Here is a 22606-nt window from a genome sequence, read left to right as displayed (position 1 = left end):
TCAACGGGCCCTCGCCAATTCGCGCAAGAACTGCAAGGCCTCGGAGGCCAGCGGTTGATACTGGTTGAGGATGTCGGCCAGGCTGATCCAGACGATACCCATGCCCAGCACCAGGGTCAGCGGGAAGCCGATGGAGAAGATGTTCAACTGCGGCGCCGCCCGGGTCATGACGCCGAAGGCGATGTTGACCACCAGCAGCGCGGTGATCGCCGGCAGCACCAGCAAGAGCGCCGCCCCCAGGACCCAGCCCAGCTTGCCCGCCAGGTCCCAGTAGTGGTTGACCATCAGGCCGCCACCGACCGGCAAGGTGGTGAAGCTCTCGGTCAGCACCTCGAACACCACCAGATGGCCGTTCATGGCCAGGAACAACAGGGTGACCAGCATGGTGAAGAACTGCCCGATCACCGCCACCGAGACCCCGTTGGTGGGATCGACCATGGAAGCGAAGCCCATGCCCATCTGGATCGCCACGATCTGCCCGGCAACCACGAAGGCCTGGAAAAACAACTGCAACGAGAACCCCAGCACCGCGCCGACCAGGATCTGCTCGGCCACCAGCAGCAAGGCACTGAGGTCCAGGGCGTGCACTTCAGGCATGGGCGGCAGCGCCGGGGCGATCACCACGGTGATCGCCAGGGCGAAATACAGGCGCACCCGCCGCGGCACCAGGGTGGTACCGAAGATCGGCATCACCATCAGCAACGAGGTGACGCGAAACAGCGGCAGCATGAAGCTCGCCACCCAACTGCCGATCTGGGTATCGGTCAGCGCCAGCAATGACACGGGCTCAGCCAATCAACTGCGGAATACTGCCGTACAACTGGCGGATGTATTCCATGAAGGTTTGCACCAGCCAGGGGCCGGCGACGATCAGCGTCACCAGCATCACCAGCAAGCGCGGCAGGAAGCTCAGGGTCTGCTCGTTGATCTGCGTGGCCGCCTGGAACATGGCCACGATCAAGCCCACCAGCAGGCTGGGCACCACCAGCACGGCGACCATCATGGTGGTCAACCACAGGGCTTCGCGAAACAGGTCTACCGCGACTTCAGGAGTCATAGTCGATCACCCGCAAACAAGGTTCTAGACACCGCCGAAACTGCCGGCCAGGGTGCCGATGATCAAGGCCCAGCCATCCACCAGGACGAACAGCATGATCTTGAACGGCAGGGAAATGATCAGCGGCGACAGCATCATCATGCCCATGGCCATCAGCACACTGGCCACCACCAGGTCGATGATCAGGAACGGGATGAAGATCATGAAGCCGATCTGGAACGCCGTCTTGAGCTCCGAGGTGACGAAGGCCGGGACCAGGATGGTCAGCGGCGCCTGGTCGGGGCTGGCGACGTCGGTCCGCTTGGACAGGCGCACGAACAACTCCAGGTCGCTGCTGCGCGTCTGCGCCAGCATGAAGTCCTTGATCGGCACCTCGGCCTTGGCCACCGCATCCTGGGCGGTGATCTTCTCCGCAAGGTAAGGCTGCAGCGCGTCCTGGTTCACCCGGTCGAACACCGGGGCCATGATGAACATGGTGAGGAACAGCGCCATGCCGGTGAGGATCTGGTTCGACGGCGTCTGCTGCAGGCCCAGGGCCTGGCGCAGGATCGAGAAGACGATGATGATCCGGGTGAAGCTGGTCATCAGCATGACGAACGCCGGGATGAAACTCAGCGCGGTCATGATCAGCAGGATCTGCAGGCTGACCGAGTACTCCTGCTGGCCATCGGCATTGGTGCCGAGGGTGATCGCCGGGATCGACAACGGATCGGCCGCCAGCGCCAGCGGCGCAGCCAGCATCAGGGCCAACATCAAGATGATGCGCAACGGCATTACTTCCTATCCTTCTGGTCCTTGCCCAACAGCTCCATCAGGCGCTGGGCGAACTCGGGCGTCGCCTGCTCGGCATTGGGCACCTGCACCGGCTCCTTGAGCACATGCAACGGGGTGATGGTGCCCGGGCTCAGACCCAGGAGGATCTGCTCCTTGCCCACCTGCACCAGCACCAGGCGGTCGCGCGGCCCGAGGACCCGGGAACCGATCAGCTCGATCACCTGGCCCTTGCCGGCAGGACCGGCCTGCTGCACGCGGCGCAACAACCAGGCGAGGAAAAAGATCAGCCCGATCACCAGCAGCAGGCCCAGCAACAGCTGGGCCAACTGCCCGCCAAGACTACCCACCGCCGGGGCCGCGGCCGTCGCGGCGGCTCCGGCACTGGCCACCGGCTCCGCGGCCAGGGCACTCAGCGGCAAGCCAAGCAGTACGCCAAGCAGCTTGTTCACTTAGCGCAGCTTCTTGATGCGTTCGCTGGGGCTGATCACGTCAGTCAGGCGAATGCCGAACTTCTCGTTGACCACTACCACCTCGCCGTGGGCGATCAGGGTGCCATTGACCAGCACATCCAGCGGCTCGCCGGCCAGGCGATCGAGCTCGATCACCGAACCCTGGTTGAGCTGCAGCAGGTTGCGGATGTTGATATCGGTACTGCCCACTTCCATGGAGATCGACACCGGGATATCGAGGATCACGTCCAGGTTCGGCCCTTCAAGACTCACCGGCTCGTGGCTCTTGGGCACACTGGCGAACTCTTCCATCTGCAAGCGGCCACTGGCCGAGGCGGCACCGGCATCGGCAGCCAGCAAGGCGTCGATATCGGCCTGGCCGGCATCACCGGTTTCTTCCAGCGCAGCAGCCCATTCGTCGGCCAGCGCCTGGTCGTCCTGGGGGTTAATTTCGTCAGCCATCTTGGGTCCTCGACGGGCAAAAATTCATTGAACAGCAAACAGGTTGGAGCGCCTCAACGGCGCTCGATCGCTTCGATCACTTGCAACGCCAGGTTGCCCTTGTGGGAGCCCAGCTTGACCTTGAACGACGGTACGCCATTGGCACGCATGATCATGTCTTCCGGCAGCTCCACCGGGATCACATCGCCAGGCTGCATGTGCAGGATGTCCCGCAGGCGCAACTGGCGACGGGCGACCGTGGCACTGAGCGGCACCGCCACATCCAGCACGTCCTCGCGCAGCGCCTTGCTCCAGCGCTCGTCCTGGTCGTCCAGGTCGGATTGGAAACCGGCATCGAGCATTTCCCGGATCGGCTCGATCATCGAGTACGGCATGGTCACGTGCAGGTCGCCGCCACCGCCATCGAGCTCGATATGGAAGGTCGAGACCACCACCGCCTCGCTGGGGCCGACGATGTTGGCCATGGCCGGGTTCACTTCGGAGTTTATGTACTCGAAGTTGACCGGCATGATCGCCTGCCAGGCTTCCTTGAGGTCGACGAAGGCCTGCTCCAGCACCATGCGCACCACTCGCAGCTCGGTGGGGGTGAACTCACGCCCTTCGATCTTCGCGTGGCGACCATCGCCGCCGAAGAAGTTGTCCACCAGCTTGAACACCAGCTTGGCGTCGAGAATGAACAGCGCCGTACCGCGCAGCGGCTTGATCTTCACCAGGTTCAAGCTGGTGGGGACGTACAACGAATGCACGTACTCGCCGAACTTCATCACTTGCACACCACCCACCGCCACATCGGCGGAGCGACGCAGCATGTTGAACATGCTGATCCGGGTGTAGCGGGCGAAACGCTCGTTGATCATCTCCAGGGTCGGCATGCGTCCACGGACGATGCGATCCTGGCTGGTCAGGTCGTAGCTTTTGACACTACCGGGTTCGGCAGCGTGTTCGGTCTGTACCAGACCGTCGTCGACGCCATGCAACAGCGCGTCGATCTCATCCTGGGACAGCAGGTCCTGCACGGCCATGTCGTGTTCCTACTGCAATACGAAGTTAGTAAAGAGCAACTGCTCGACCACTACCTTGCCCACTTCTTTCTGGGCCACTTCCTGGACGCTGGCGGTGGCTTTCTGACGGAGCATTTCCTGGCCGACCGGGGTCGCCAGGGTGTCGAAATTCTGCGCGGAGAACAGCATCACCAGGTTGTTGCGGATCACCGGCATATGCACTTTCAGTGCGTCCAGGTCCGCTTGGCTGCGCGCCAGCATGGTGATGCTCACCTGCATGTAGCGCTGCCGGCCATTCTGTGTGTAGTTGGCGACGAAGGCCGGGGCCATGGGCTCGAAGATCGCCGCGGGCTTGACGTTGGTAGCGGTTTGCGCAGCCGGGTCGGGTTTGCTCTGGGCACTGTGCATGAAATACCAGGTCGCACCGACCGACAGGCCGATGGCCAGCAACAACGCCAGGACAATCAACAGGATAAGCTTGAGTTTGCTTTTCCCTGCGGTGGGTTTTTCTGCTGCTTCGCTCTTCGCCATGCCAATAATCCGTCACTATTCGGGGGTTCACAGTCGCACGGCAAGGCAAGAGCAAGTGTTATGCCAGATTTGTCAGGAATGACAGGAGAAAGCAGGCACGGGAGTGTCCTGCGAAGTTGACCAGCCGGGCAGCCGGCTCGCGGTCATGAAGATCGAAGCGGGGGCCAGCTTACCTGGCCGCCCGCTCACCAGCAGGTCAGGCGTAGTAGTCCACGACACTGCTGCCGATCACGGTCTGTACCGGCGCTGTGACTTCGGCCACGGCGTGGGGCTGACCGTCATCGCCGGCTTCGCCATCCAGGCGCGTGCCGTTGCCCGAGGAGCCATTGGCACGGTTCTGCCCCTGCTGCGCCTGCTCCTGGCCCTGCCAGCCACGGGACTGGTCGGAGACGTTGACGTCCACCTGGCCCAACCCCTGTTGCTGGAACATTTCCCGCATGCGGTGCACCTGCCCTTCCAGGGCTTCGCGAACACCGGCGTGGGCGCTCATGAAGCTGACCTGGGTCTGCTGGTCGGGAATCATGTGCACACGGATATCCAGGCGCCCGAGCTCGGCCGGCTGGAGCTGGATGTCCGCCGACTTGAGATTGACACTGGACAGGTACATCACCCGGTTGACCACCTCGTCGGTCCAGCCACCCTGGTTCATGGCCAGCGGCTGGTTGACCGGGACCGCGTTGGCGGTCTTGGGCGTTGCCGCCTGCGTGAGGGCTGCCAGGCGGTTGGCGAAATCGTCCACCCGGGTATCGCTGGACGCGCCCTTGAGGTCCTTCAGGCCTTCGGTGATCAAGCCACTGAAGGCCTTCTCGCCACCCTGCTCGGTGCCGCCCTTGCCAACCTGCTCGAGCATGCCAGCCATGCCGCTGGCGATGTTCTGCGTCGACGCCAACTGGGCATCGGGGTTGTTACTGGCCGAGGCCGCCTTGGGTTGCGAGCGACTGGATTCGGACACATGGCCACTCTGTTCCATGGCCAGGCGTACCGCCGGCAACGCATCCAGGGGATCGGCCTCAGGATCGAACGTCTCCTTGGGCGTTTCCGCCGCCGGCGGCGGTGTCGGCATCACTGCCGCCGCCACTTGGGCCGGCACCACCACCGCAGCGGTGGCCTCGACCTGGGGCTGGGCTGGCGGCACCACGGGAGCTGGCTCGACCGCGGCCACAGGCGGACTCTGCACCAGGCTGGGGTCCAGTAGTGGCTGTGCGCCGGGCGGCGTTTCAACCTGGGCGGTCTCGGCCGGCTTGCCATCATCGCTGGCCGCGGGCCTGGCGTCGCCGCCAGCAGGTTTGTCGGCGGGCTTGTCGGCAGGCAAGGATTTGCCGCTATCGGCAACCGCTGGTTGCGGCGCGGCAGATTGATCGCTGCCGACCTCCTGCTTCTGCGGGATGCCGGCACTCTTGTCGCGCAACGGCTGCGGAGCGTTATCGGCGACGGGCTGGAACTTGCCCTGGGGCTTGCCTTGGGATTCCTTGGCATAGAGCTGGGCGAAGCTGGGCGCCTTGTCCCCAGGCTGGGCAACGTTTGCCAAAGGGCTGACAGGTGCCGCTGGTGTCTTGGCCTGAGGGCTGGCCGGGGCGGTGGCCTGAAGAAGCGAATTGGGGGTAACAGCCATGGAACAGTCTCCGCTGCACTGGAATCATAGGTACAGTGAGAGACTTCAAAGCAAGACTTGGGCCAGCTTTATAAAGCGTGGGTAAAAACACTGCCCTCAGCAATGGAAACGCTGCAGCTCCTGCTCACACAGCCGCCGGACAATGGCGAACTCACCGTCGATGGCGCCCACCAGCTCGCGCACATCATCACCCGAACGGGCGGCACGCAACTCCAGTTGATGGCACAGCTCGGCCAGGCGAATGGCGCCCATGTTGCTGCTGCTGCCCTTGAGGCTATGGGCGGCGGCCACCAGCTGGATGCTGTCCTCGGATTTGTGCAGCAAGCGCACCCGCTCCTCGGAATCGCAGACGAAGGTATCCAGCAGGACGGGATACTCGTCCTCCATGACTTCCTGCAATGCGTTGAGCACAGTGTGGTCCAGATGGATCTCAGCCACTTGTTCACTCCTTGATCAAGAACCTGGAAATTATGCCAGAGCCTCCCAGGAAAACTCCACGCAGACGCTACGTCCGTCGTCCGCCCACTGTGCCTGGCGGCTCATCTGGCGAATCAGGCTGACCCCACGTCCGGACAGGCGCCCGAGATCGCTGGGCCGGGCCATCACCGCCGCCACGTCGAAACCTTCGCCGCTGTCCTCGACCCGCACGGTCAGGCGCCCTCCCGTCTCCAGCGGCTCGACCCGCAGGTGGACGCGGACGAAGCCGTCGCGCAACTCATCCAGGCGGCAAGTACGCTCCCGATAGTAGCGGGTGAAACCTTCGGCATCGCGCTTGAGCCGCGAGTCGAGCTTGAGCACGCCATGCTCCAGGGCATTGGAATAGAGCTCGGCGAGCACGCTGTACAAGGCTCCGCTCTGGGAGCGCAGGCCGTGGACCTCCAGCAATAACTGCAACAGGTAAGGCAAGGGGTTGAAGCGCTTGAGGGTCTGGGCCCGGAATTCGAAGCTCACCGACCAGTCCAGGGGGCACGACTGGCCGCTGTCGGAATACACCAGTGCCGGCGGCGCCAGCTCGGCCAACTCCGGCAGGCTGACCTCGACCATGCTCAGGTCGTCCCGGGCCTGGCCGCCGAAATCCTCCAGGGCCTGGCGCACCTCGTCGAGCAGATGCTGCGCGTGCCGATTGGCAGCGAAGACCTGCTGCAAGCGCTGCACACCGAACAGCTCCTCGGCAGCATTGCAGGTATCGATCACCCCGTCGGAGAGCAAGAACACCCGATCGCCCGGCGCCATGGGAAACACCTCGGTGCGATCCTCGAAGACCTCGGCGCCCAGCACCCCCAGCGGCAGGTGCCGGGATACCAGGGGCGTACGCCCGCCACTGGCGCATGCATACAGGTATCCCTCGGGCATGCCGCCGTTCCAGACCTCCAGGGAACGCCGCTGGACACTCAGGCAGACCATGGTGGCGCAGCAGAACATGTCCACCGGCAGGATGCGCTTGAGCTTGGCGTTCATCTCCCGCAGGGTTTCCGGCAGGCCATAACCCTTGGCGGTCATGCCATAGAACACCTCGGCCAGGGGCATGGCGCCCACCGCTGCCGGCAGGCCGTGGCCGGTGAAGTCGCCGAGCAGCACATGCATGTCCCCGGCCGGGGTATAGGCGGCCAGCAACAGGTCGCCATTGAACAGGGCATAGGGCGATTGCAGGTAACGGATGTTCGGAGCGTCCAGGCAACCAGAGTGGGCGACCTTGTCGAACACCGCCTTGGCCACCCGCTGCTCATTGAGCAGGTAGTCATGGTGACGGGTGATCTGGTCGCGCTGGCGCAACACCGTATCCTGCAAGCGCCGCAGGCGGTCCATGGCATTGATCTTGGCGGCCAGGATCACCGGGTTGTAGGGCTTCGCCAGAAAATCGTCGCCACCAGCTTCCAGGCAACGGGCCAGCGCCTCCCCTTCACTCAGGGAAGTCAGGAAGATGATCGGCACCAAGGCCTCGCCGGCCAGGTCGCGAATCCGCCGCGCGGCCTCGAACCCGTCCATCACCGGCATCATCGCGTCCATCAGCACGATATGCGGACGCTCACGCTGGAACAGTTCCAGCGCCTCGGCGCCATTGCTCGCCGCCAGCACCTGGTGCCCCTGGCGCCGGACGATACTGGACAGCAGCATGCGATCGGCTGCGCCATCTTCGGCGATCAGCACGCACAAGGACTCGGTCATCGACCGCATACCGCTCAACTGATATCGAACAGCTTGTCGAAATTGGAGATGGCGAGGATCTTGCGCACGTCCGAATTGCTGTTGATCACCCGGACATCGGCATTGTCGCCACCGGCGTGGTCGCGCAGCAGCAACAGCATGCCCAGGGCCGAACTATCGAGATAGGTGGCTTCCTTGAGATCCACCACGATGGACTCCGGCGTCTTGTTGAGCCGTTCGTAGGATTCACGAAATTCCTGGTGCCGCCCGAAATCGAAACGACCCTTGATCGAAATCGTGAGTTTCTGCCCGTCCGGGGATATTTCTGTAACGACCGACATGAGACTGCTTCCTTGTCATTGGCGACGTGTAGAAGGTTTAGCACCCACTGGACAGCCGAACAACCTGCAGGGAAAAAATCCGTCGTATCAGTAGGGGGATTGCCGGGGCAAACGCTGGGACAGTTCGTCCAGCAACTTCTGCTCACGCTTGTCTTCCAGGACCCGGGCCTCGTCGATGTAGCGCTGCACCAGCTTGCGCAGGCCTTCGACCCGGGCATAGGCCTGCTGCCAGGCCTCGCGGGCACGATCGAGATTGTTCTGGTGCCACGCCAGGCTCTGGCGCTGCTGGCCCACGGCGGTATCCAGCTGACTGAGGAAGAACTGGTAGTTCAGCAACCAGTGACCGGAAACCCCAAGCTTGCCGCGCTCGACCCACTGCTCCTGGTAATCGTTGCGAAAACGCTCGAGGTCGCCCAGCTTGCTCTCGGCGACCCGCACCTGGCCATGGAAGTACTCCAGGCGCTGGGCGGCAGTGCGCTCGGCGCTTTCCGCCATGTCCACCACCGGCGCCAGGCGCGCCGCACGGCTATCGGCCATGATCGGTTACCCGCCCGCGATCTGGGAGAACAGCATCTCCAGATGGGTCTGGCTATGGCCCAGGCTGACGTTGTCGTTCAGCCCCTGGCGCAAGTAGGCCACCATCGCCGGATGCAGGGAAATCGCGGTATCGGTGTCGCGGTCGCCACCGGCGACGTAGGCACCGACGCTGATCAGGTCGCGAGCCTGCTGGTAACGCGACCACAGCTGCTTGAAATACTGGGCCCGCCCCATGTTTTCGGGGCTGATCACCGCCGGCATGACCCGGCTGATGGAAGCCTCGATGTCGATCGCCGGGTAATGCCCCTCCTCGGCCAGGCGCCGGGACAGCACGATATGCCCGTCGAGCACGCCTCGGGCGGAGTCGGCGATCGGATCCTGCTGGTCGTCGCCTTCGGACAGCACGGTATAGAACGCGGTGATCGAACCACCACCGGCCTCGGCGTTGCCCGCACGCTCCACCAGCTTGGGCAGCTTGGCGAACACCGACGGCGGATAACCCTTGGTCGCCGGTGGCTCGCCGATCGCCAGGGCGATTTCCCGCTGGGCCTGGGCGAAACGAGTCAAGGAATCCATCAGCAACAGGACATTCTTGCCCTTGTCGCGAAAGTATTCGGCGATCCGCGTGCAGTACATCGCCGCACGCAGGCGCATCAACGGCGCGTCGTCGGCTGGCGAGGCCACCACCACCGAGCGCTTGAGCCCTTCCTCGCCGAGGATATGCTCGATGAATTCCTTGACCTCGCGGCCCCGCTCGCCGATCAGCCCGACCACGATGATGTCGGCCTCGGTGAAGCGGGTCATCATCCCCAGCAGCACACTCTTGCCCACGCCGGTACCGGCGAAGAGACCCAGGCGCTGGCCGCGACCCACCGTCAATAAACCGTTGATGCTGCGAATGCCCACATCCAGCGGCTGGCTGATGGGATCGCGGTTGAGCGGGTTGATGGTCGGACCATCCATGGGCACCCAGTCCTCGGCGCGCATACCGCCCTTGCCATCCAGCGCCCGGCCGGCGCCGTCCAGCACCCGGCCAAGCATGCTCATGCCCATGGGCAGGCGCCCGGTGTCGGCCAAGGGCACTACCCGCGCGCCCGGGGCGATCCCGGCGACGCTGCCCACCGGCATCAGGAAGACCTTGCTCCCGGAGAAGCCCATGACCTCGGCTTCGACCTGGACCGGATGGTAGCTGTCATCGTTGATCACCAGGCAGCGAGTACCCATGGCGGCCCGCAGGCCTTCGGCCTCCAGGGTCAGGCCGACCATGCGCAGCAGGCGCCCTTCGAGGATCGGCTGGCCCGGCAGCGCGATCGCCTCGGCGTAGCCGCCCAGGCGCTTGCCGAAGCTGGTGCGCTCAAGACGCATGGTCGGGGCCTGCGGGCTCGGGCTGCCCGGCATCCGTGGCGGCGCCGGGATCGACCGCCGCCTGCGGCAGGTCCGGAGTGCGCGGGCCGAGCTCCAGGTTCAGGTCCGCCGACGCCGGGTGCAGCGATTGCTCGTGCAGTTGATCGAAGAGCTGGTCCATGGCCTGGGTAATCCGGGTCTCGACGCTGGCATCGATGCGACTGTGCTCGGTCTCGACCCGGCAACCGCCCGGCAGCAGGGACTCGTCCTCGACGATGCGCCAGCTTTCCTCATGCCGATCGCGCAGGCTCTTGACCTGTTCGAAGTCCTGCGGATTGATGTAGAGCCGTACGTTGCCAACGCCCAGGGGCAGCAGCTTGAGGGCCTCGCGCATCACGTGCTCGATCTGGCTGGAGTCCATCGCCAGTTCGCGCTGGATCACCTGGCGGGCGATATGCCTGACCAGATCCACCAGGGTTTTCTCGATCTGGGTATCTTGCTCGGCGATCGGCTCGAACAGGTTGCCCATCAGCAGCTCGAGCGCCTGCAATTTGGCGTTCAGCGCGACTTCGGCTTCCTGGCGGACCTTGAGCGTGGTGCTGTGGAAGCCCTCGCGCTCGCCGGTGGCGAAACCTTCGTTATAGGCTTCCTGGCGAATGCTCTCGAGTTCCTCGAGGGTCAGTGGCTGGACTTCCTCCAGCGGCACCTCCTCGATTTCTTCCTCGACTTCCTCTGGCTCCGGTTCCGGCTCGGGCTCGGGTTCCGGGTCGAAGCTGGGCAATGCCCAGACGTCGAAACCCTCCACGTCCCGAGCACGGATCAGGCCGCTCTGGGTTTCATCACTGCTGGACGACATAAAGCGACCTTAGATCATTTCTTCGCCGCCCTTCCCACCGAGAACGATCTCTCCGGCTTCGGCCATACGGCGGGCAATGGTGAGGATTTCCTTCTGCGCGGTCTCCACGTCGCTGACGCGTACCGGACCCTTGGCTTCCAGGTCGTCGCGCAGCAGTTCGGCGGCACGCTTGGACATGTTCTTGAAGATCTTCTCCTTGACGCCCTCGTCCGAGCCCTTGAGGGCCAGCACCAGCACATCGGAAGACACCTCGCGCAACAGCGCCTGGATACCGCGGTCGTCGACATCGGCCAGGTTGTTGAAGACGAACATCAGGTCCTCGATCTGGCCGGACAGGTCCTCGTCCACTTCGCGGATCGAGTCCATCAGCTGGCCTTCGATCGAGCTGTCGAGGAAGTTCATGATGTCGGCCGCACGCTTGATACCGCCCAGGGTGGTACGCGAAGCGTTGGAGTTGCCGGAGAACTGTTTCTCGAGGATCTGGTTCAGCTCTTTCAGGGCCGCAGGTTGCACGGTATTGAGCGAGGAAACGCGCAGGATGATGTCCAGACGCGCCTTGTGGTCGAAATTGCCCAGCACCTCGCCCGCCTGATCCGGATCCAGGTAGGCCACCACGATGGCCTGGATCTGCGGGTGTTCGTAGCGGATCACATCGGCCACGGCCCGCGGCTCCATCCACTTCAAGCTATCCAGGCCGCTGGTGTTGCCGCCCAGGAGGATACGGTCGATCAGGCCGTTGGCCTTGTCCTCGCCCAGGGCCTGGGTGAGCATCTTGCGCACATAGTCGTCGGAGCCTACGCCGAGGCTGGTCTGGTCGCCGACGATGTCGACGAACTCGCTCATCACCTGCTCGACCTGCTCACGGTGCACGTTACCCATCTGGGCCATGGCCACGCCTACCCGCTGGACCTCCTTGGGCCCCATGTGGCGCAGCACTTGCGCGGCATCGGTGGAACCCAGGGACAGCAGCAGGATCGCGGCCTTGTCGACCCGGGTCAGTTTGGCGGTAGCGGCTCGGTTATCACTCATCTGCGTTAATCCACTCTTTCACGACCTGGGCCACACGACCCGGGTCTTCTGCCACCAGACTCTTGATTGCATTCAACTGAGCGTCATAACCCTCGCTCGGGCTCGGCAGCAGGATGCTTTGCGGACCGCCGAGGCTGACCCGGTCGTTGGCCAGTTCGCCATCCAGGCCGCCCATGCCGCCCAGCTCGACGTCGCTGCCCAGGCCTGCCAGCTGCTTGCCCTTGCCGCCGCCGGTGATGTTGTTGAGCACCGGACGCAAGACCCCGAACACCAGCACCAGGATGAACAGCACGCCCAGCACTTGCTTGACGATGTCCCAGAACCAGGGCTGCGAGTAGAACGGGATATCGGCGACCACTTCCCCACGGTCGGCGGAGAACGGCACGTTGATCACGCTGACGCTGTCACCGCGACTGGCGTCGAAGCCCACGGCGTCCTGCACCAGGCGAGTGAAACGCGCCAACTCGTCGGCGCTCCACGGCGCACGGGTGGTTTCGCCATTGGCCGGGTTGACCTTGACCTGATCGTCCACCACCACGGCCACCGACAGGCGGTTCAGGCGCCCCTGCTGCTGCTTGGTATGGCTGATGGAGCGGTCGAGCTCGAAGTTCTTGGTGGATTGTTGACGCTTATCCGACGGATACGGTGCCAGCATCGGCTGGCCGGTGGCCGGATCCATCACCTGCTGGCCGTTGGCGTCCAGCAAAGGCTGGCCTGGCTGCACCATGCCTGCCGAGGCGGTGGCGCCACCGGTGGTCTGCGGAGCCGAAGCGGGCGACGGCGGCTGGTTGCTCAGGGCACCAGGCACGCCTTGGGGGCCATTGCTGCTGGAGCGCTGCTCGTTGACCGACTGCTCGCTGCGCAGGGCCGGCTGGTCGGGGTTGAACTGCTCGGAAGTAGACTCCACCGCGCTGAAATCGACATCGGCCGAGACTTCGGCCTTGTAGCGATCGTTACCCAGTACCGGTTGCAGGATGTTGTGCACCCGCTGGGTCAGCATGCTTTCCATGCGACGGCTGTAGTCGAACTGCTTGCCGGCCATGGTCAGCGCGGAGTTTTCCGCCTGGTCGGACAGCAGGTTGCCCTTCTGGTCGACCACGGTGACCTGGGACTTGCTCAATTCGGGGACGCTGGTAGCCACCAGGTTGACGATGGCCATGACCTGGCCAGGCTCCAGGGAGCGGCCGGAATACAGCTCGACCAAGACCGAAGCGCTGGGCTTGCGTTCATCACGGACGAATACCGAGCTTTTCGGAATGGCCAGGTGCACCCGGGCGCCCTTGACATTGTTCAGGCTGGAGATGGTCCGAGCCAGCTCGCCTTCCAGGCCACGACGATAACGGGTGGCCTCCATGAACTGGCTGGTGCCCAGGCCTTGCTCTTTATCGAGGATCTCGAAACCGACATTGCCGTCGCCCGGTGCCACGCCAGCGGCGGCCAGCTTCAGGCGCGCCCGGGGCAGGTCGTCGGCCTTGACCAGAAGAGCGCCGGAGTTGGGCTCGACGGTGTAGGGAATGTCGGCAGAGGCCAGGGTATCCATGACCTGCTTGGCGTCCATCCCCGCCAGGCTGCCGTAAAGCGGCCGGTAATCGGGCTGCTGGGACCACAACACCACGGCGAAACCGATCGCCACGCTGGCGGCCAGGCCCACCAACAGGCCAACCTGACGCAACATGGTCATCTGGGACAGGTTTTCCAGGAACGACAAACCGAACAGCGGCGGTTTCCCGTCGACCGGCGGCGTGGTCTTGGCCGGTACGTTATCGGCGACTGCTTCTGCCATGACTCAATCTCGTCCTTAAACCGGCATCTGCATGATGTCTTGATACGCTTGAACCAGCTTGTTACGCACCTGGGTCAAGGCTTGAAAAGACACGCTGGCCTTTTGCGAGGAAATCATCACGTCCGTCAGATCGACGCCGCTCTTGCCGATCTCGAAGGCACTGGCCAGCTGATTGGACGCCTGCTGGGTGTCGTTGACCTTGTTCACGGCCTGGCCAAGCAGATCAGCGAAGCTGCTACCGCTGACCTGTGCTACTGCGGCAGATTTTGGCTGCGACATGGCGTCCATTTGCATGGCTCGCATATCCAGCATCAACCGATTAAATTCAATACCTTGGCTCATGGTTTACTCTCTCTGACGACCCGCATTTTTTTGACGCTCACTCCGCGGTTAGTGAGGTGTTAGCAACAAGGGTGCCAGCTCCATGGCCCAACCCCACAAAAGCCATCCTGGCCTTGCAGGTCACTCATCAAGTAGCGAACAGATAAGCCTCGACATCCATCCCGGCGTCACGCATCTGCGCCAACTTGTAACGCAGCGTGCGCGGACTGATGCCCAGGCGCTCCGCCGCCTCCTTGCGTCGCCCGCGCTCGGAGCGCAGGGTATCGATGATCATCTGGAATTCCCGGCGTCGCAGGTCGTCGCCCAGGCCGCCCGGCTCCTGGAATGCAACCTCGGCTTCACCCGCCACGCCAGGCGTCGAGACCTGGCCTGCGGGGGCCAGCGCCGGCAATGGCGCGCACGCCACTGGACCGGCCAGGCAGAAGTCCTGCGGACGGATCACCCCTCCCTGCTGCAGGATCAAGGCTCGCTGCAGCGCGTTGTCCAGCTCCCGTACATTGCCCGGCCAGGGATAACCCAACAGGCAGGCCTGGGCCTCGGCCGACAGCTTGGCGCTGGCATGCTTCATTTTATTGACGTGCTTGACCAGCAAGCGCTCGGCCAGCGGCAAGATATCGGCAGGCCGCTCGCGTAATGGACGCCAAGCCAGGGGGAAAACCGACAGGCGGTAATAGAGGTCTTCACGGAAGCGGCCGGCGGCCACTTCTCCCGCCAGGTCACGGTTGGTGGTGGCCACCACCCTGATATCCAGGCTGATCGGCTTGCGCGCCCCGACCCGCTCCACTTCGCGCTCCTGCAGGACCCGCAGCAACTTGGCCTGCAGGCCCAGGGGCATCTCGGAGATCTCGTCCAGCAGGATGGTGCCGCCGTCGGCCTGCTCGAACTTGCCAGGCTGGGCAGCAATGGCGCCGGTGAACGAACCCTTTTCATGGCCGAACAACGTGGCCTCGAGCATGTTGTCGGGGATCGCCGCGCAGTTGATGGCGATGAACGGTTGCCCGGCACGATGGGAATGCTGATGGATATAACGCGCCAACACCTCCTTGCCTGTGCCGGACTCGCCGGAAATGAGTACGGTGGAGTCGCTGCGTGCCACCCGCGTCGCCAACTCCAGCAACTGCACACTGGCAGGCTCGAAGGCTACCGGCCCCTCCTCCTCGACCGCCCCCAGGCAACCCAGGGCATGGCGCGCCACCAGGTCGAGCAGCGCCCTGGGCTCGAAAGGCTTGACCAGGTAGTCGGCGGCCCCTTGGCGCATGGCATCCACCGCACGCTCCACCGCGCCATGGGCAGTCATCAGCAGCACCGGCAGTTGTGGCTGGCGCGCGCGCAACAGGCCAAGTAGCTGATGGCCATCCATGCCTGGCATGTTGACGTCACTGACCACCAGGCTGAAGGACTCGGCCGACGCAGCCTCCAGAGCCGCCTCGGCACTGCCCACGGCCTTGTAGTCATGGCCAGCCAGCAAGAGGGTATCCGCCAGGGCCTCGCGCAGGGCGCGATCGTCTTCAACCAGTAGAACCTTGATTGCCATTACCTTCACTCCACTCCAGGGGCACTGGAAAACAGAGGCAGGGTCACCAGTGCACAAGTACCGCGCCCGGGACGCGAGCGCAGGGACAATTCTCCCTGATGGGCACGCGCCACTGCCTTGACCACCGTCAGGCCGAGCCCGGTGCCGTTGGCCTTGGTAGTGAAAAACGGTTCGCCCAGGCGCTCCAGCACCTCGGTCTCGATACCGCTGCCACTGTCGCTGACGCACAGGCGCAAGGTGTCGTCCCGGCGATACAGGTGCACCTTCAGCCGCGCGGTACCGGCACTGGCCTGGACCGCGTTTTCGATCAGGTTGAGCAAGGCCCCCACCAGGGTATCGCGATTGCACAGCAGCTCACCCTCATGGCTGTCGCACTGCCAGCGCACGGCAACATCCTGGACATGGGTCAGGGCGGCGGCCTGCAGGGATTGCAACAGCGACTTGGGCGTCAGGCGATCGGTGAGCGGCAGCTCGCCACGGGCGAACACCAGCATGTCGCGCACCTGGTGCTCGAGCTCATGCAGGCGCTCCTTGAGCCGCCCGGCAAAGCGCTGGTGAGTAGCCACCGGCAGCTCTTGTTCGGTCAAGTGACTGGCGTACAGCAACGCCGCGGACAGCGGCGTACGGATCTGGTGGGCCAGGGACGCAACCATCTTGCCCAGGGAGGACAGGCGCTCGTGGCGCGCCAGTTGATCTTGCAGGTGACGGGTTTCGGTCAGGTCATTGAGCAGCACCAACTGTCCAGGCTCCGCATCCAGCGAACGGGTGGAGATGGACAGTCGCCGGCCGTCGCGCAGGGAGATCTCGTGGCCGTCATCCTCACGGGGAGCGAAGCTGCGGGCGATGATGTTGCGCCACAACTGCCCTTCCAACGGCAACCCCAGCAACTCGCAGGCCGCCGGGTTGGCCTCGCTGACGATGCCATGGCCATCGATGACGATGACCCCGCCCGGCAACAGGTCCAGCAGGTTCTGCAAGCGGTTGGCCAAGCGTTCTTTTTCCGCCAGCTCCTGCATGCGCTGGGCGCTGACCACCGCCAGCTCGCCCTTGAGCTCGGTGACCCGGGCTTCGAGCATGCTGTAGGAGTCAGTAAGTTGGCTCGACATCTGGTTGAACAGGGCGAAGGCCTGCTCGAGGCCAAGCCGGCTCGCCTGCTCTACGGACGACGATTGCCCCTGGGTATCGGGGGCAGGAGACATCTGGGCGGCTTGGGGCATGGGGCTCTCTCGCGTGGCTGACCGTCAGTTAAACGGAACGTTGCGAGAGACTTAGCAATACCCGTGCCTAAAAAAAACCGCCCGGATTTCAGCGACCTGGAAAACAGGCGTCAATCATCCGCCTGCTCATCCCCTTCACGACGACTCATACCGTACTTGCGCATCTTCTCCACCAGGGTGGTACGACGAATACGCAAGCGCTCGGCGGCGCGCGCCACGATGCCGTTGGCATCGTCCAGCGCCTGCTGGATCAGGCCCTGTTCCAGGCTGCCGAGGTAATCCTTGAGGTCCAGCCCCTCGGGCGGCAGCATGGCGGTGGCGGAGAAGTCGGGCGCATGGCCGTTGATCGCCACTCGCTCTTCCAGGTCGCTACGCAGGCTGTCCACCAGTTGCTCGTCTTCGTCATCGACGTAGCGAAACTTCTTCGGCAGCTCGACCACGCCGATCACCCCATAGGGATGCATGATCGCCATGCGCTCCACCAGGTTGGCCAGCTCGCGGACGTTGCCCGGCCAGCCATGGCGGCACAGGGACATGATGGCGGCGGAATTGAAACGGATCGAACCGCGCTTTTCGTGCTCCATGCGCGAAATCAATTCGTTCATCAGCAGCGGAATATCTTCCACCCGCTCACGCAACGGCGCCATTTCGATGGGGAACACATTGAGACGGTAGTACAGGTCCTCACGGAAACTGCCCACCTCGATCATGCTTTCCAGGTTCTTGTGGGTCGCCGCGATGATGCGCACGTCGACGCCCTGGGTCTTGTTGCTGCCCACGCGCTCGAAGGTGCGCTCCTGCAGCACGCGCAACAGCTTGACCTGCATCGGCAGCGGCATGTCGCCGATCTCGTCGAGGAACAGGGTTCCGCCGTTGGCCAACTCGAAACGCCCAGCACGACTGGTGATGGCCCCGGTGAAGGCGCCCTTCTCATGGCCGAACAGCTCGCTTTCCAGCAACTCGGCAGGAATCGCCCCGCAATTGACCGGTACGAAGGGCGCGTCGCGGCGCTTGGAGTGATAGTGCAAGTTGCGTGCAACTACTTCCTTGCCAGTACCCGATTCACCCAGGATCAGCACGCTGGCATCGGTATCCGCCACCTGCTGCATCATCTGCCGGACATGCTGGATCGCCCGACTGGTGCCGACCAGGCTACGAAACAGATTGGGCTCGCGATGACGCCCGCGCTCACGCGCCTGGTCGTACATCTCACGATAGACCTGGGCCCGATGCAGCGAGTCGAGCAACTTGCTGTAGCTGGGAGGCATCTCCAGGCTAGACAACACCCGGCGACGCTGGTCTTCGGGCAGCTCGACGGAAGAATTTTCGCCCATCAGCAAAACCGGAAGGAACTCATCCCAGGTCGAGAGTGTCTTTAACAAGCCCAGAAGCGCACCAGGAGCATTTACAGTCCCGATGAGGACGCAGATCACTTCTCGACTAGAAGACAGAGAGCCGACAGCCTGCTGCCAGTCATGGCTAGCGCAGGGTAAATTTTCTTCACCGAGAAAATTTAAAATCACCGCCAGGTCGCGGCGGCGAACGCTATCGTCATCGATCAGCAGAATTTTGGTTTCACGCCACATGCAATAGCAACTTCCCTAGTCAACTCAATGCCCGAAAATTAAGGGGGCAAGCTAGACGCGCTTGAAGGCATTTGCCTGCCTTCATAGACGCCTGAAATCTGAAAACAGCCACTAGTTAAGTCAAAAAAGCGTGCACAGTCAAATTTATGGCGCGCAGCGTTCGGATCAACTCGACATTAACCGAACAAATGGTAAACCTTTGCCGCGTTCTGCGCTTGGTGGATCTGCGACATCTCGTCGAATATCGCCTGCCGCTCACCGGTCGCCACTTCCAGCAATTGCCGGTAGACCCCCAGCAACTCTTCAAGATTGCTCCTGAGGGCAACCTCGTCGACCTCGACCTCTCCGAGTACGTCCTCCATGCATGAACGACAAGCCAGGTCCAATTCACCGATGGCTTGCCAATTGCGCTCCGCCAGGGCGTCGACCAGGGCCACGCGCGTTTCTTCAATGCGTTGCAGGACAGCACTCATGGCGTTTCTCCTTTAAAACTGCGGGCCTGGAGCCGCAATGGCATCCCAACCCTCTTTGACCGTGCGTAGCAGCCCAGCCACCTCGTCGAGGATCTTGGGGTCGGTCTTGATGTTGGCCTCGGTCAGGCGCTTCATCATGTAGGTATACAGACCATCCAGGTCCGCCAGGCTGTCCATGGAGTTTTCCAGGTCCAGGCCCTCGCGCAGACCACCGATGATGCCGATAGCCTTGTTGATGAACACGCCCTTGTTGGCAATGTCCTTGCGCTCAATCGCGCCCTTGGCCTGAGCGATACGGTCCAGGCCACCTTCCATCAGCATTTGCACCAGGCGATGCGGACTGGCCTCGGAAGTCTGCGCCTGTCCACCCACCTTTTGATATTGCCGAAGGGCTAACATCGGATTCATGTGGTACCTCTTCAAAACTCAAGGGTTCGTATAAACAGCGTATCGACGCAACGTCAAAAAACTTTAGGTCAAATGCAAAAGCCCGGAGCGCTGGGAAACGCTGCCGGGCTTTTGACACAGGCTATATATCAGCCTTTCTTCTGCGCGTTCATGGCCTCGAACATGGAGGTGATGTTACTGGCGGTGGCCTTCAGCTTGCCCACCAGGGTATCCATGTCGTTGTACTTCTTGGTCAGAACGGCCGTCAGGGTTTCAATCCGTCGATCCAAGGCTGCCTGCTGGTCGGCTAGCTTCTTCTTGGTCAGATCCAGAGTCTTGGTTCGAGTGGTCAGGATTCCCTCGCTCATCGTACCGACACCCTGGGTGAACGGCTTGATGGCGCTGGTCATGCGGTCCAGCAGACCCGGATTGGTGCCGTCGCCGGTAAACAGCTTTTGCACCTCACCGCCAAGCTTCTTGTCATTCAATGCTGCAGTGAACTTCTTGTCGTCGAAATCCAGGGCACCAGTCTTCTGGTTGGTAGTGATCCCCAACTGCGACAACACCGTGAGCTTGTCACCGGCACCGACTTCCGACAGCGGCCCACGAATGGCCGACAAGATCGAGCGAGGTAGCGGATCACCGGTCAGCTGCGCCGGAACGGTCAGTTTGCCGTTATCGTCCAGGGAAGGCTTGGTCAAGGTACTGATACCATTGACCACCGCGTTGTAGGCCTCGACGAATTTCTGGATCGAAGTCTTGAGACCGTCGGTGTTGGTCTTCACTTCCACAGTGATCGGAGCGGTAGTCTTGGCCACCAGGTTCAGCTTCAAGCCCGAAACAGCCTGGGTAACGGTGTTGCTCTTGCTGGTCAAAGGCATGCCGTCGACGGTGAACTTGGCATCCTGGGCCAGACCACCAATGGCGCCCGAAGAATCGGCCTTCATGGGATCGGTATCGCTACCTGCCGGCATCGGCTTGGTACCATCGATCTCCAGGCCGGCAATCCCGCCAACGGAGATATCCGAACCGGCGCCGGTCTTTTCCGAACCAATCACCAGGCGCGAACCGAAGGAGTCGGTGACGATGTTGGCATTGAAGCCTGCTAGGGACAACTTGGAGTCGGCGTTGATCGCATCACGCACCGATTGCAAGCTCGCATTGGCACCGATGGCCAGCGAATAGTTAGTGCCATTTTGAGTGATGTTCAAGGTACCACTCGGAATAGCACTGGAAGCTCCCCCGGCAAAAGCTTTGGTAGCTACTTTTGACGAAGTTGCAAGCTGCGAAACACTGACACTGTACTTACCAGCTACCGCAGCGTTGGTCGCAGTGGCGTCCACGAACTTGGCATCGCTGGAAGTGGCGGCAAAACCGGAAAACGCAGGATTGACCGCACTGCCCAGGCCAGCGACAGAGAGAGTGCTCTGGAGGGTCGACAACAACGACTGCAAGGTGCCGATACCGGAGATGCTCGCGCTGTTATTCTCAGTCGCACGGTCGATCTGGCCCTGTTTGGCTGCCTTGTCGGCATTCACCAACGCCTTGACGATGGCACCGGTATCGAGACCGGAACCCAGGCCGGTACCCGGTAGAATTGGACTTGCCATGTGTATCTCCCTTCAGTATGCCGCCAGTCTTTTGACCACCATTGCGATCAAAAGATCAGAAAACAATATTCGTGCCAGCCATCAAACCTTGGCGCTAAACAGCAGGCTGCTGGCATCGTTCAAGCTATTGGCCAGCTTCAGAACTTCTTCATTGGGGATCTGGCGCACCACCTCCCCCGAATCGCTGGCAATGACCTTGACTACAACCTTCCCGGAGGGCTCGTCGATGGAGAACTCCAGGTTACGCTTGACCGATTGAACGAACTTCTCGATTTCCTGAACGGCCATCTTCAGTTTTTCCTGTTCGGCCTGCGCCTCTTTCTTGCTGCCCTGCGTGGACACAGCCACTTCAGGAGCGGCATGAACGACAGAAAGATCCTCTCGAGGCTTCTCCACGGGCTTGTCAACAACCGGGGTCGCGGACTTGGCCACAGGATAAGACAAGTTCAGCTTCACGCTCATATCCATGTCCACCACCTCTTAAAGTAAAAAAGCGAGAGAGCACGACCTGCGCACTCCCCCGCCAAAGCTTAGCCGGCTATTACTGAAGCAGCTTCAGTACAGCGGATGGCAGCTGGTTGGCCTGGGCCAGAACTGCGGTCGAAGCTTGTTGCAGAGTCTGCTGCTTGGTCAGCTGGGCAGTTTCAGCAGCGAAGTCGGTATCTTGTACGCGACCCAGTGCAGCACTGGCGTTTTCGTTGATGTTCTGCAGGTTGGAGATAGTGCTGGTCAGACGGTTCTGAGCGGCACCGAGGTCGGCACGGCTGGAGTTGATGGTCTGCAGCGCTTTGTCGATCGCGTTGATCGCAGCCTTGCTGTTGGTTTCCGACATGGCGCTGTCGGTGGCGCTGATGCTGATGGTAGCCGAGTCAACGCTCAGGGTCGCAGCGTCGAAGCCGCTGGCCAGAGTGATGGTGATCTGGTTGGTAGCACCGGTGTTGGAACCGACCTGGAAGGTCATGGTGCCAGCGGAACCGTCGATCAGGTTCTTGCCGTTCAGGTTGGTCGACTTGGCGATACGGGTCAGTTCGTCGGACATCTGAGCGAACTCTTTGTCCAGAGCGGTACGGTCTGCAGTGCCGTTGGAATCGTTACGGGACTGAACGGCCAGTTCACGCATACGCTGCAGGATGTTGGTGGATTCTTGCATCGCGCCTTCAGCGGTCTGGGCGATGGAGATACCGTCGTTGGCGTTCTTGATCGCCATGGTCTGGCCACGGATCTGCGAAGTCATACGGGTAGCGATCTGCAGGCCGGCGGCGTCGTCTTTAGCGCTGTTGATTTTCAGGCCGGAGGACAGACGAGCCATCGAAGTCGACAGAGCGTCGGAAGCGCGGTTCAGGTTTTTCTGAACGTTCAGCGACGTAACGTTAGTGTTTACTGTTAAAGCCATGACGAATTCCTCGTTGGTTGGGTACTGCGGCTTCCGGCCCTGGCAACCGCCGGGTAATGGCCTAGAGAACCTTCGTAATAGTTATCGTCGCGGATGCAAGTTGCTTTAGGGCTTTTTCAAAAAAATTTGCCATCACCCTGCCA

The 22606-nt window shown here is 62.2% G+C and carries 25 protein-coding genes; all 25 read right to left on the bottom strand.

The window, feature by feature from the left end; all coding sequences use genetic code 11:
• Window positions 1-777: a flagellar biosynthetic protein FliR gene (fliR, locus tag AC3WK8_RS11285; RefSeq protein WP_022643039.1), complete on the bottom strand. Its 777-nt coding sequence runs from the start codon at window positions 775-777 to the stop codon at window positions 1-3.
• Window positions 778-787: 10 nt separating this feature from the next.
• Window positions 788-1057, bottom strand: a complete 270-nt coding sequence (fliQ, locus tag AC3WK8_RS11280; protein WP_022643038.1) for a flagellar biosynthesis protein FliQ — start codon at window positions 1055-1057, stop codon at window positions 788-790.
• Between the two features lie 24 nt (window positions 1058-1081).
• Complete coding sequence (gene fliP, locus AC3WK8_RS11275; protein WP_103324835.1) at window positions 1082-1831, bottom strand: flagellar type III secretion system pore protein FliP; 750 nt, start codon at window positions 1829-1831, stop codon at window positions 1082-1084.
• Window positions 1831-2280: a flagellar biosynthetic protein FliO gene (fliO, locus tag AC3WK8_RS11270; RefSeq protein WP_085595873.1), complete on the bottom strand. Its 450-nt coding sequence runs from the start codon at window positions 2278-2280 to the stop codon at window positions 1831-1833. Before fliO ends, fliP begins: the two co-directional genes overlap by 1 nt.
• Window positions 2281-2742 (bottom strand): flagellar motor switch protein FliN, encoded by a 462-nt coding sequence (gene fliN, locus AC3WK8_RS11265; RefSeq protein ID WP_022643035.1) that lies wholly within the window; start codon window positions 2740-2742, stop codon window positions 2281-2283.
• Between the two features lie 53 nt (window positions 2743-2795).
• A complete protein-coding gene (fliM, locus tag AC3WK8_RS11260) occupies window positions 2796-3764 on the bottom strand; it encodes a flagellar motor switch protein FliM (protein WP_022643034.1) in 969 nt (322 codons plus the stop codon).
• A 9-nt stretch (window positions 3765-3773) separates the two neighbouring features.
• Window positions 3774-4274, bottom strand: coding sequence for a flagellar basal body-associated protein FliL (fliL, locus tag AC3WK8_RS11255; RefSeq protein WP_085595875.1), 501 nt, complete (start codon window positions 4272-4274; stop codon window positions 3774-3776).
• Window positions 4275-4470: 196 nt separating this feature from the next.
• On the bottom strand, window positions 4471-5886 hold the full coding sequence (locus AC3WK8_RS11250) for a flagellar hook-length control protein FliK (RefSeq protein WP_085595877.1): 1416 nt from the start codon (window positions 5884-5886) through the stop codon (window positions 4471-4473).
• Window positions 5887-5982: 96 nt separating this feature from the next.
• Entirely contained in the window at window positions 5983-6324 is a 342-nt protein-coding gene (locus AC3WK8_RS11245) for an Hpt domain-containing protein (protein WP_022643031.1), read from the bottom strand.
• 30 nt (window positions 6325-6354) lie between these two features.
• Window positions 6355-8061: an ATP-binding SpoIIE family protein phosphatase gene (locus AC3WK8_RS11240; RefSeq protein WP_103324836.1), complete on the bottom strand. Its 1707-nt coding sequence runs from the start codon at window positions 8059-8061 to the stop codon at window positions 6355-6357.
• 5 nt (window positions 8062-8066) lie between these two features.
• Window positions 8067-8372: an STAS domain-containing protein gene (locus tag AC3WK8_RS11235; protein ID WP_022643029.1), complete on the bottom strand. Its 306-nt coding sequence runs from the start codon at window positions 8370-8372 to the stop codon at window positions 8067-8069.
• 87 nt (window positions 8373-8459) lie between these two features.
• On the bottom strand, window positions 8460-8909 hold the full coding sequence (fliJ, locus tag AC3WK8_RS11230) for a flagellar export protein FliJ (protein WP_085595881.1): 450 nt from the start codon (window positions 8907-8909) through the stop codon (window positions 8460-8462).
• Window positions 8910-8915: 6 nt separating this feature from the next.
• Window positions 8916-10274 carry a flagellar protein export ATPase FliI gene (fliI, locus tag AC3WK8_RS11225; protein ID WP_031321159.1) on the bottom strand — a complete coding sequence of 453 codons (1359 nt, stop codon included), beginning with the start codon at window positions 10272-10274 and terminating at the stop codon, window positions 8916-8918.
• Window positions 10264-11109 carry a flagellar assembly protein FliH gene (fliH, locus tag AC3WK8_RS11220; protein WP_085595883.1) on the bottom strand — a complete coding sequence of 282 codons (846 nt, stop codon included), beginning with the start codon at window positions 11107-11109 and terminating at the stop codon, window positions 10264-10266. The genes fliI and fliH overlap by 11 nt, the downstream gene beginning before the upstream one ends.
• Window positions 11110-11118: 9 nt before the next feature.
• Window positions 11119-12138: a flagellar motor switch protein FliG gene (gene fliG, locus AC3WK8_RS11215; RefSeq protein WP_011059975.1), complete on the bottom strand. Its 1020-nt coding sequence runs from the start codon at window positions 12136-12138 to the stop codon at window positions 11119-11121.
• Window positions 12131-13921: a flagellar basal-body MS-ring/collar protein FliF gene (fliF, locus tag AC3WK8_RS11210; protein WP_022643025.1), complete on the bottom strand. Its 1791-nt coding sequence runs from the start codon at window positions 13919-13921 to the stop codon at window positions 12131-12133. The genes fliG and fliF overlap by 8 nt, the downstream gene beginning before the upstream one ends.
• Window positions 13922-13936: 15 nt before the next feature.
• Window positions 13937-14263, bottom strand: a complete 327-nt coding sequence (gene fliE, locus AC3WK8_RS11205) for a flagellar hook-basal body complex protein FliE (RefSeq protein ID WP_031321153.1) — start codon at window positions 14261-14263, stop codon at window positions 13937-13939.
• Between the two features lie 127 nt (window positions 14264-14390).
• Window positions 14391-15797, bottom strand: coding sequence for a sigma-54-dependent response regulator transcription factor FleR (gene fleR, locus AC3WK8_RS11200; RefSeq protein ID WP_085595885.1), 1407 nt, complete (start codon window positions 15795-15797; stop codon window positions 14391-14393).
• A 5-nt stretch (window positions 15798-15802) separates the two neighbouring features.
• Window positions 15803-17014, bottom strand: a complete 1212-nt coding sequence (locus AC3WK8_RS11195) for a sensor histidine kinase (protein WP_103324837.1) — start codon at window positions 17012-17014, stop codon at window positions 15803-15805.
• Window positions 17015-17124: 110 nt separating this feature from the next.
• Window positions 17125-18600, bottom strand: coding sequence for a sigma-54 dependent transcriptional regulator (locus AC3WK8_RS11190; protein WP_031321151.1), 1476 nt, complete (start codon window positions 18598-18600; stop codon window positions 17125-17127).
• Window positions 18601-18776: 176 nt separating this feature from the next.
• Window positions 18777-19073, bottom strand: a complete 297-nt coding sequence (locus tag AC3WK8_RS11185) for a flagellar protein FliT (protein ID WP_103324838.1) — start codon at window positions 19071-19073, stop codon at window positions 18777-18779.
• A 12-nt stretch (window positions 19074-19085) separates the two neighbouring features.
• The gene (fliS, locus tag AC3WK8_RS11180) at window positions 19086-19481 is read right to left on the bottom strand and encodes a flagellar export chaperone FliS (protein ID WP_103324839.1); all 396 of its coding nucleotides are present in this window, start codon (window positions 19479-19481) and stop codon (window positions 19086-19088) included.
• Window positions 19482-19609: 128 nt separating this feature from the next.
• Complete coding sequence (fliD, locus tag AC3WK8_RS11175) at window positions 19610-21070, bottom strand: flagellar filament capping protein FliD (RefSeq protein ID WP_103324840.1); 1461 nt, start codon at window positions 21068-21070, stop codon at window positions 19610-19612.
• Window positions 21071-21151: 81 nt separating this feature from the next.
• A complete protein-coding gene (locus tag AC3WK8_RS11170) occupies window positions 21152-21538 on the bottom strand; it encodes a flagellar protein FlaG (protein ID WP_053135102.1) in 387 nt (128 codons plus the stop codon).
• A gap of 73 nt (window positions 21539-21611) precedes the next feature.
• Window positions 21612-22463: a flagellin domain-containing protein gene (locus tag AC3WK8_RS11165; protein WP_103324841.1), complete on the bottom strand. Its 852-nt coding sequence runs from the start codon at window positions 22461-22463 to the stop codon at window positions 21612-21614.
• Window positions 22464-22606 lie beyond the last annotated feature (143 nt).

It is taken from the genome of Pseudomonas sp. FW507-12TSA (genome assembly GCF_058781435.1).
This window is presented reverse-complemented; position numbering and strand designations above follow the sequence as displayed.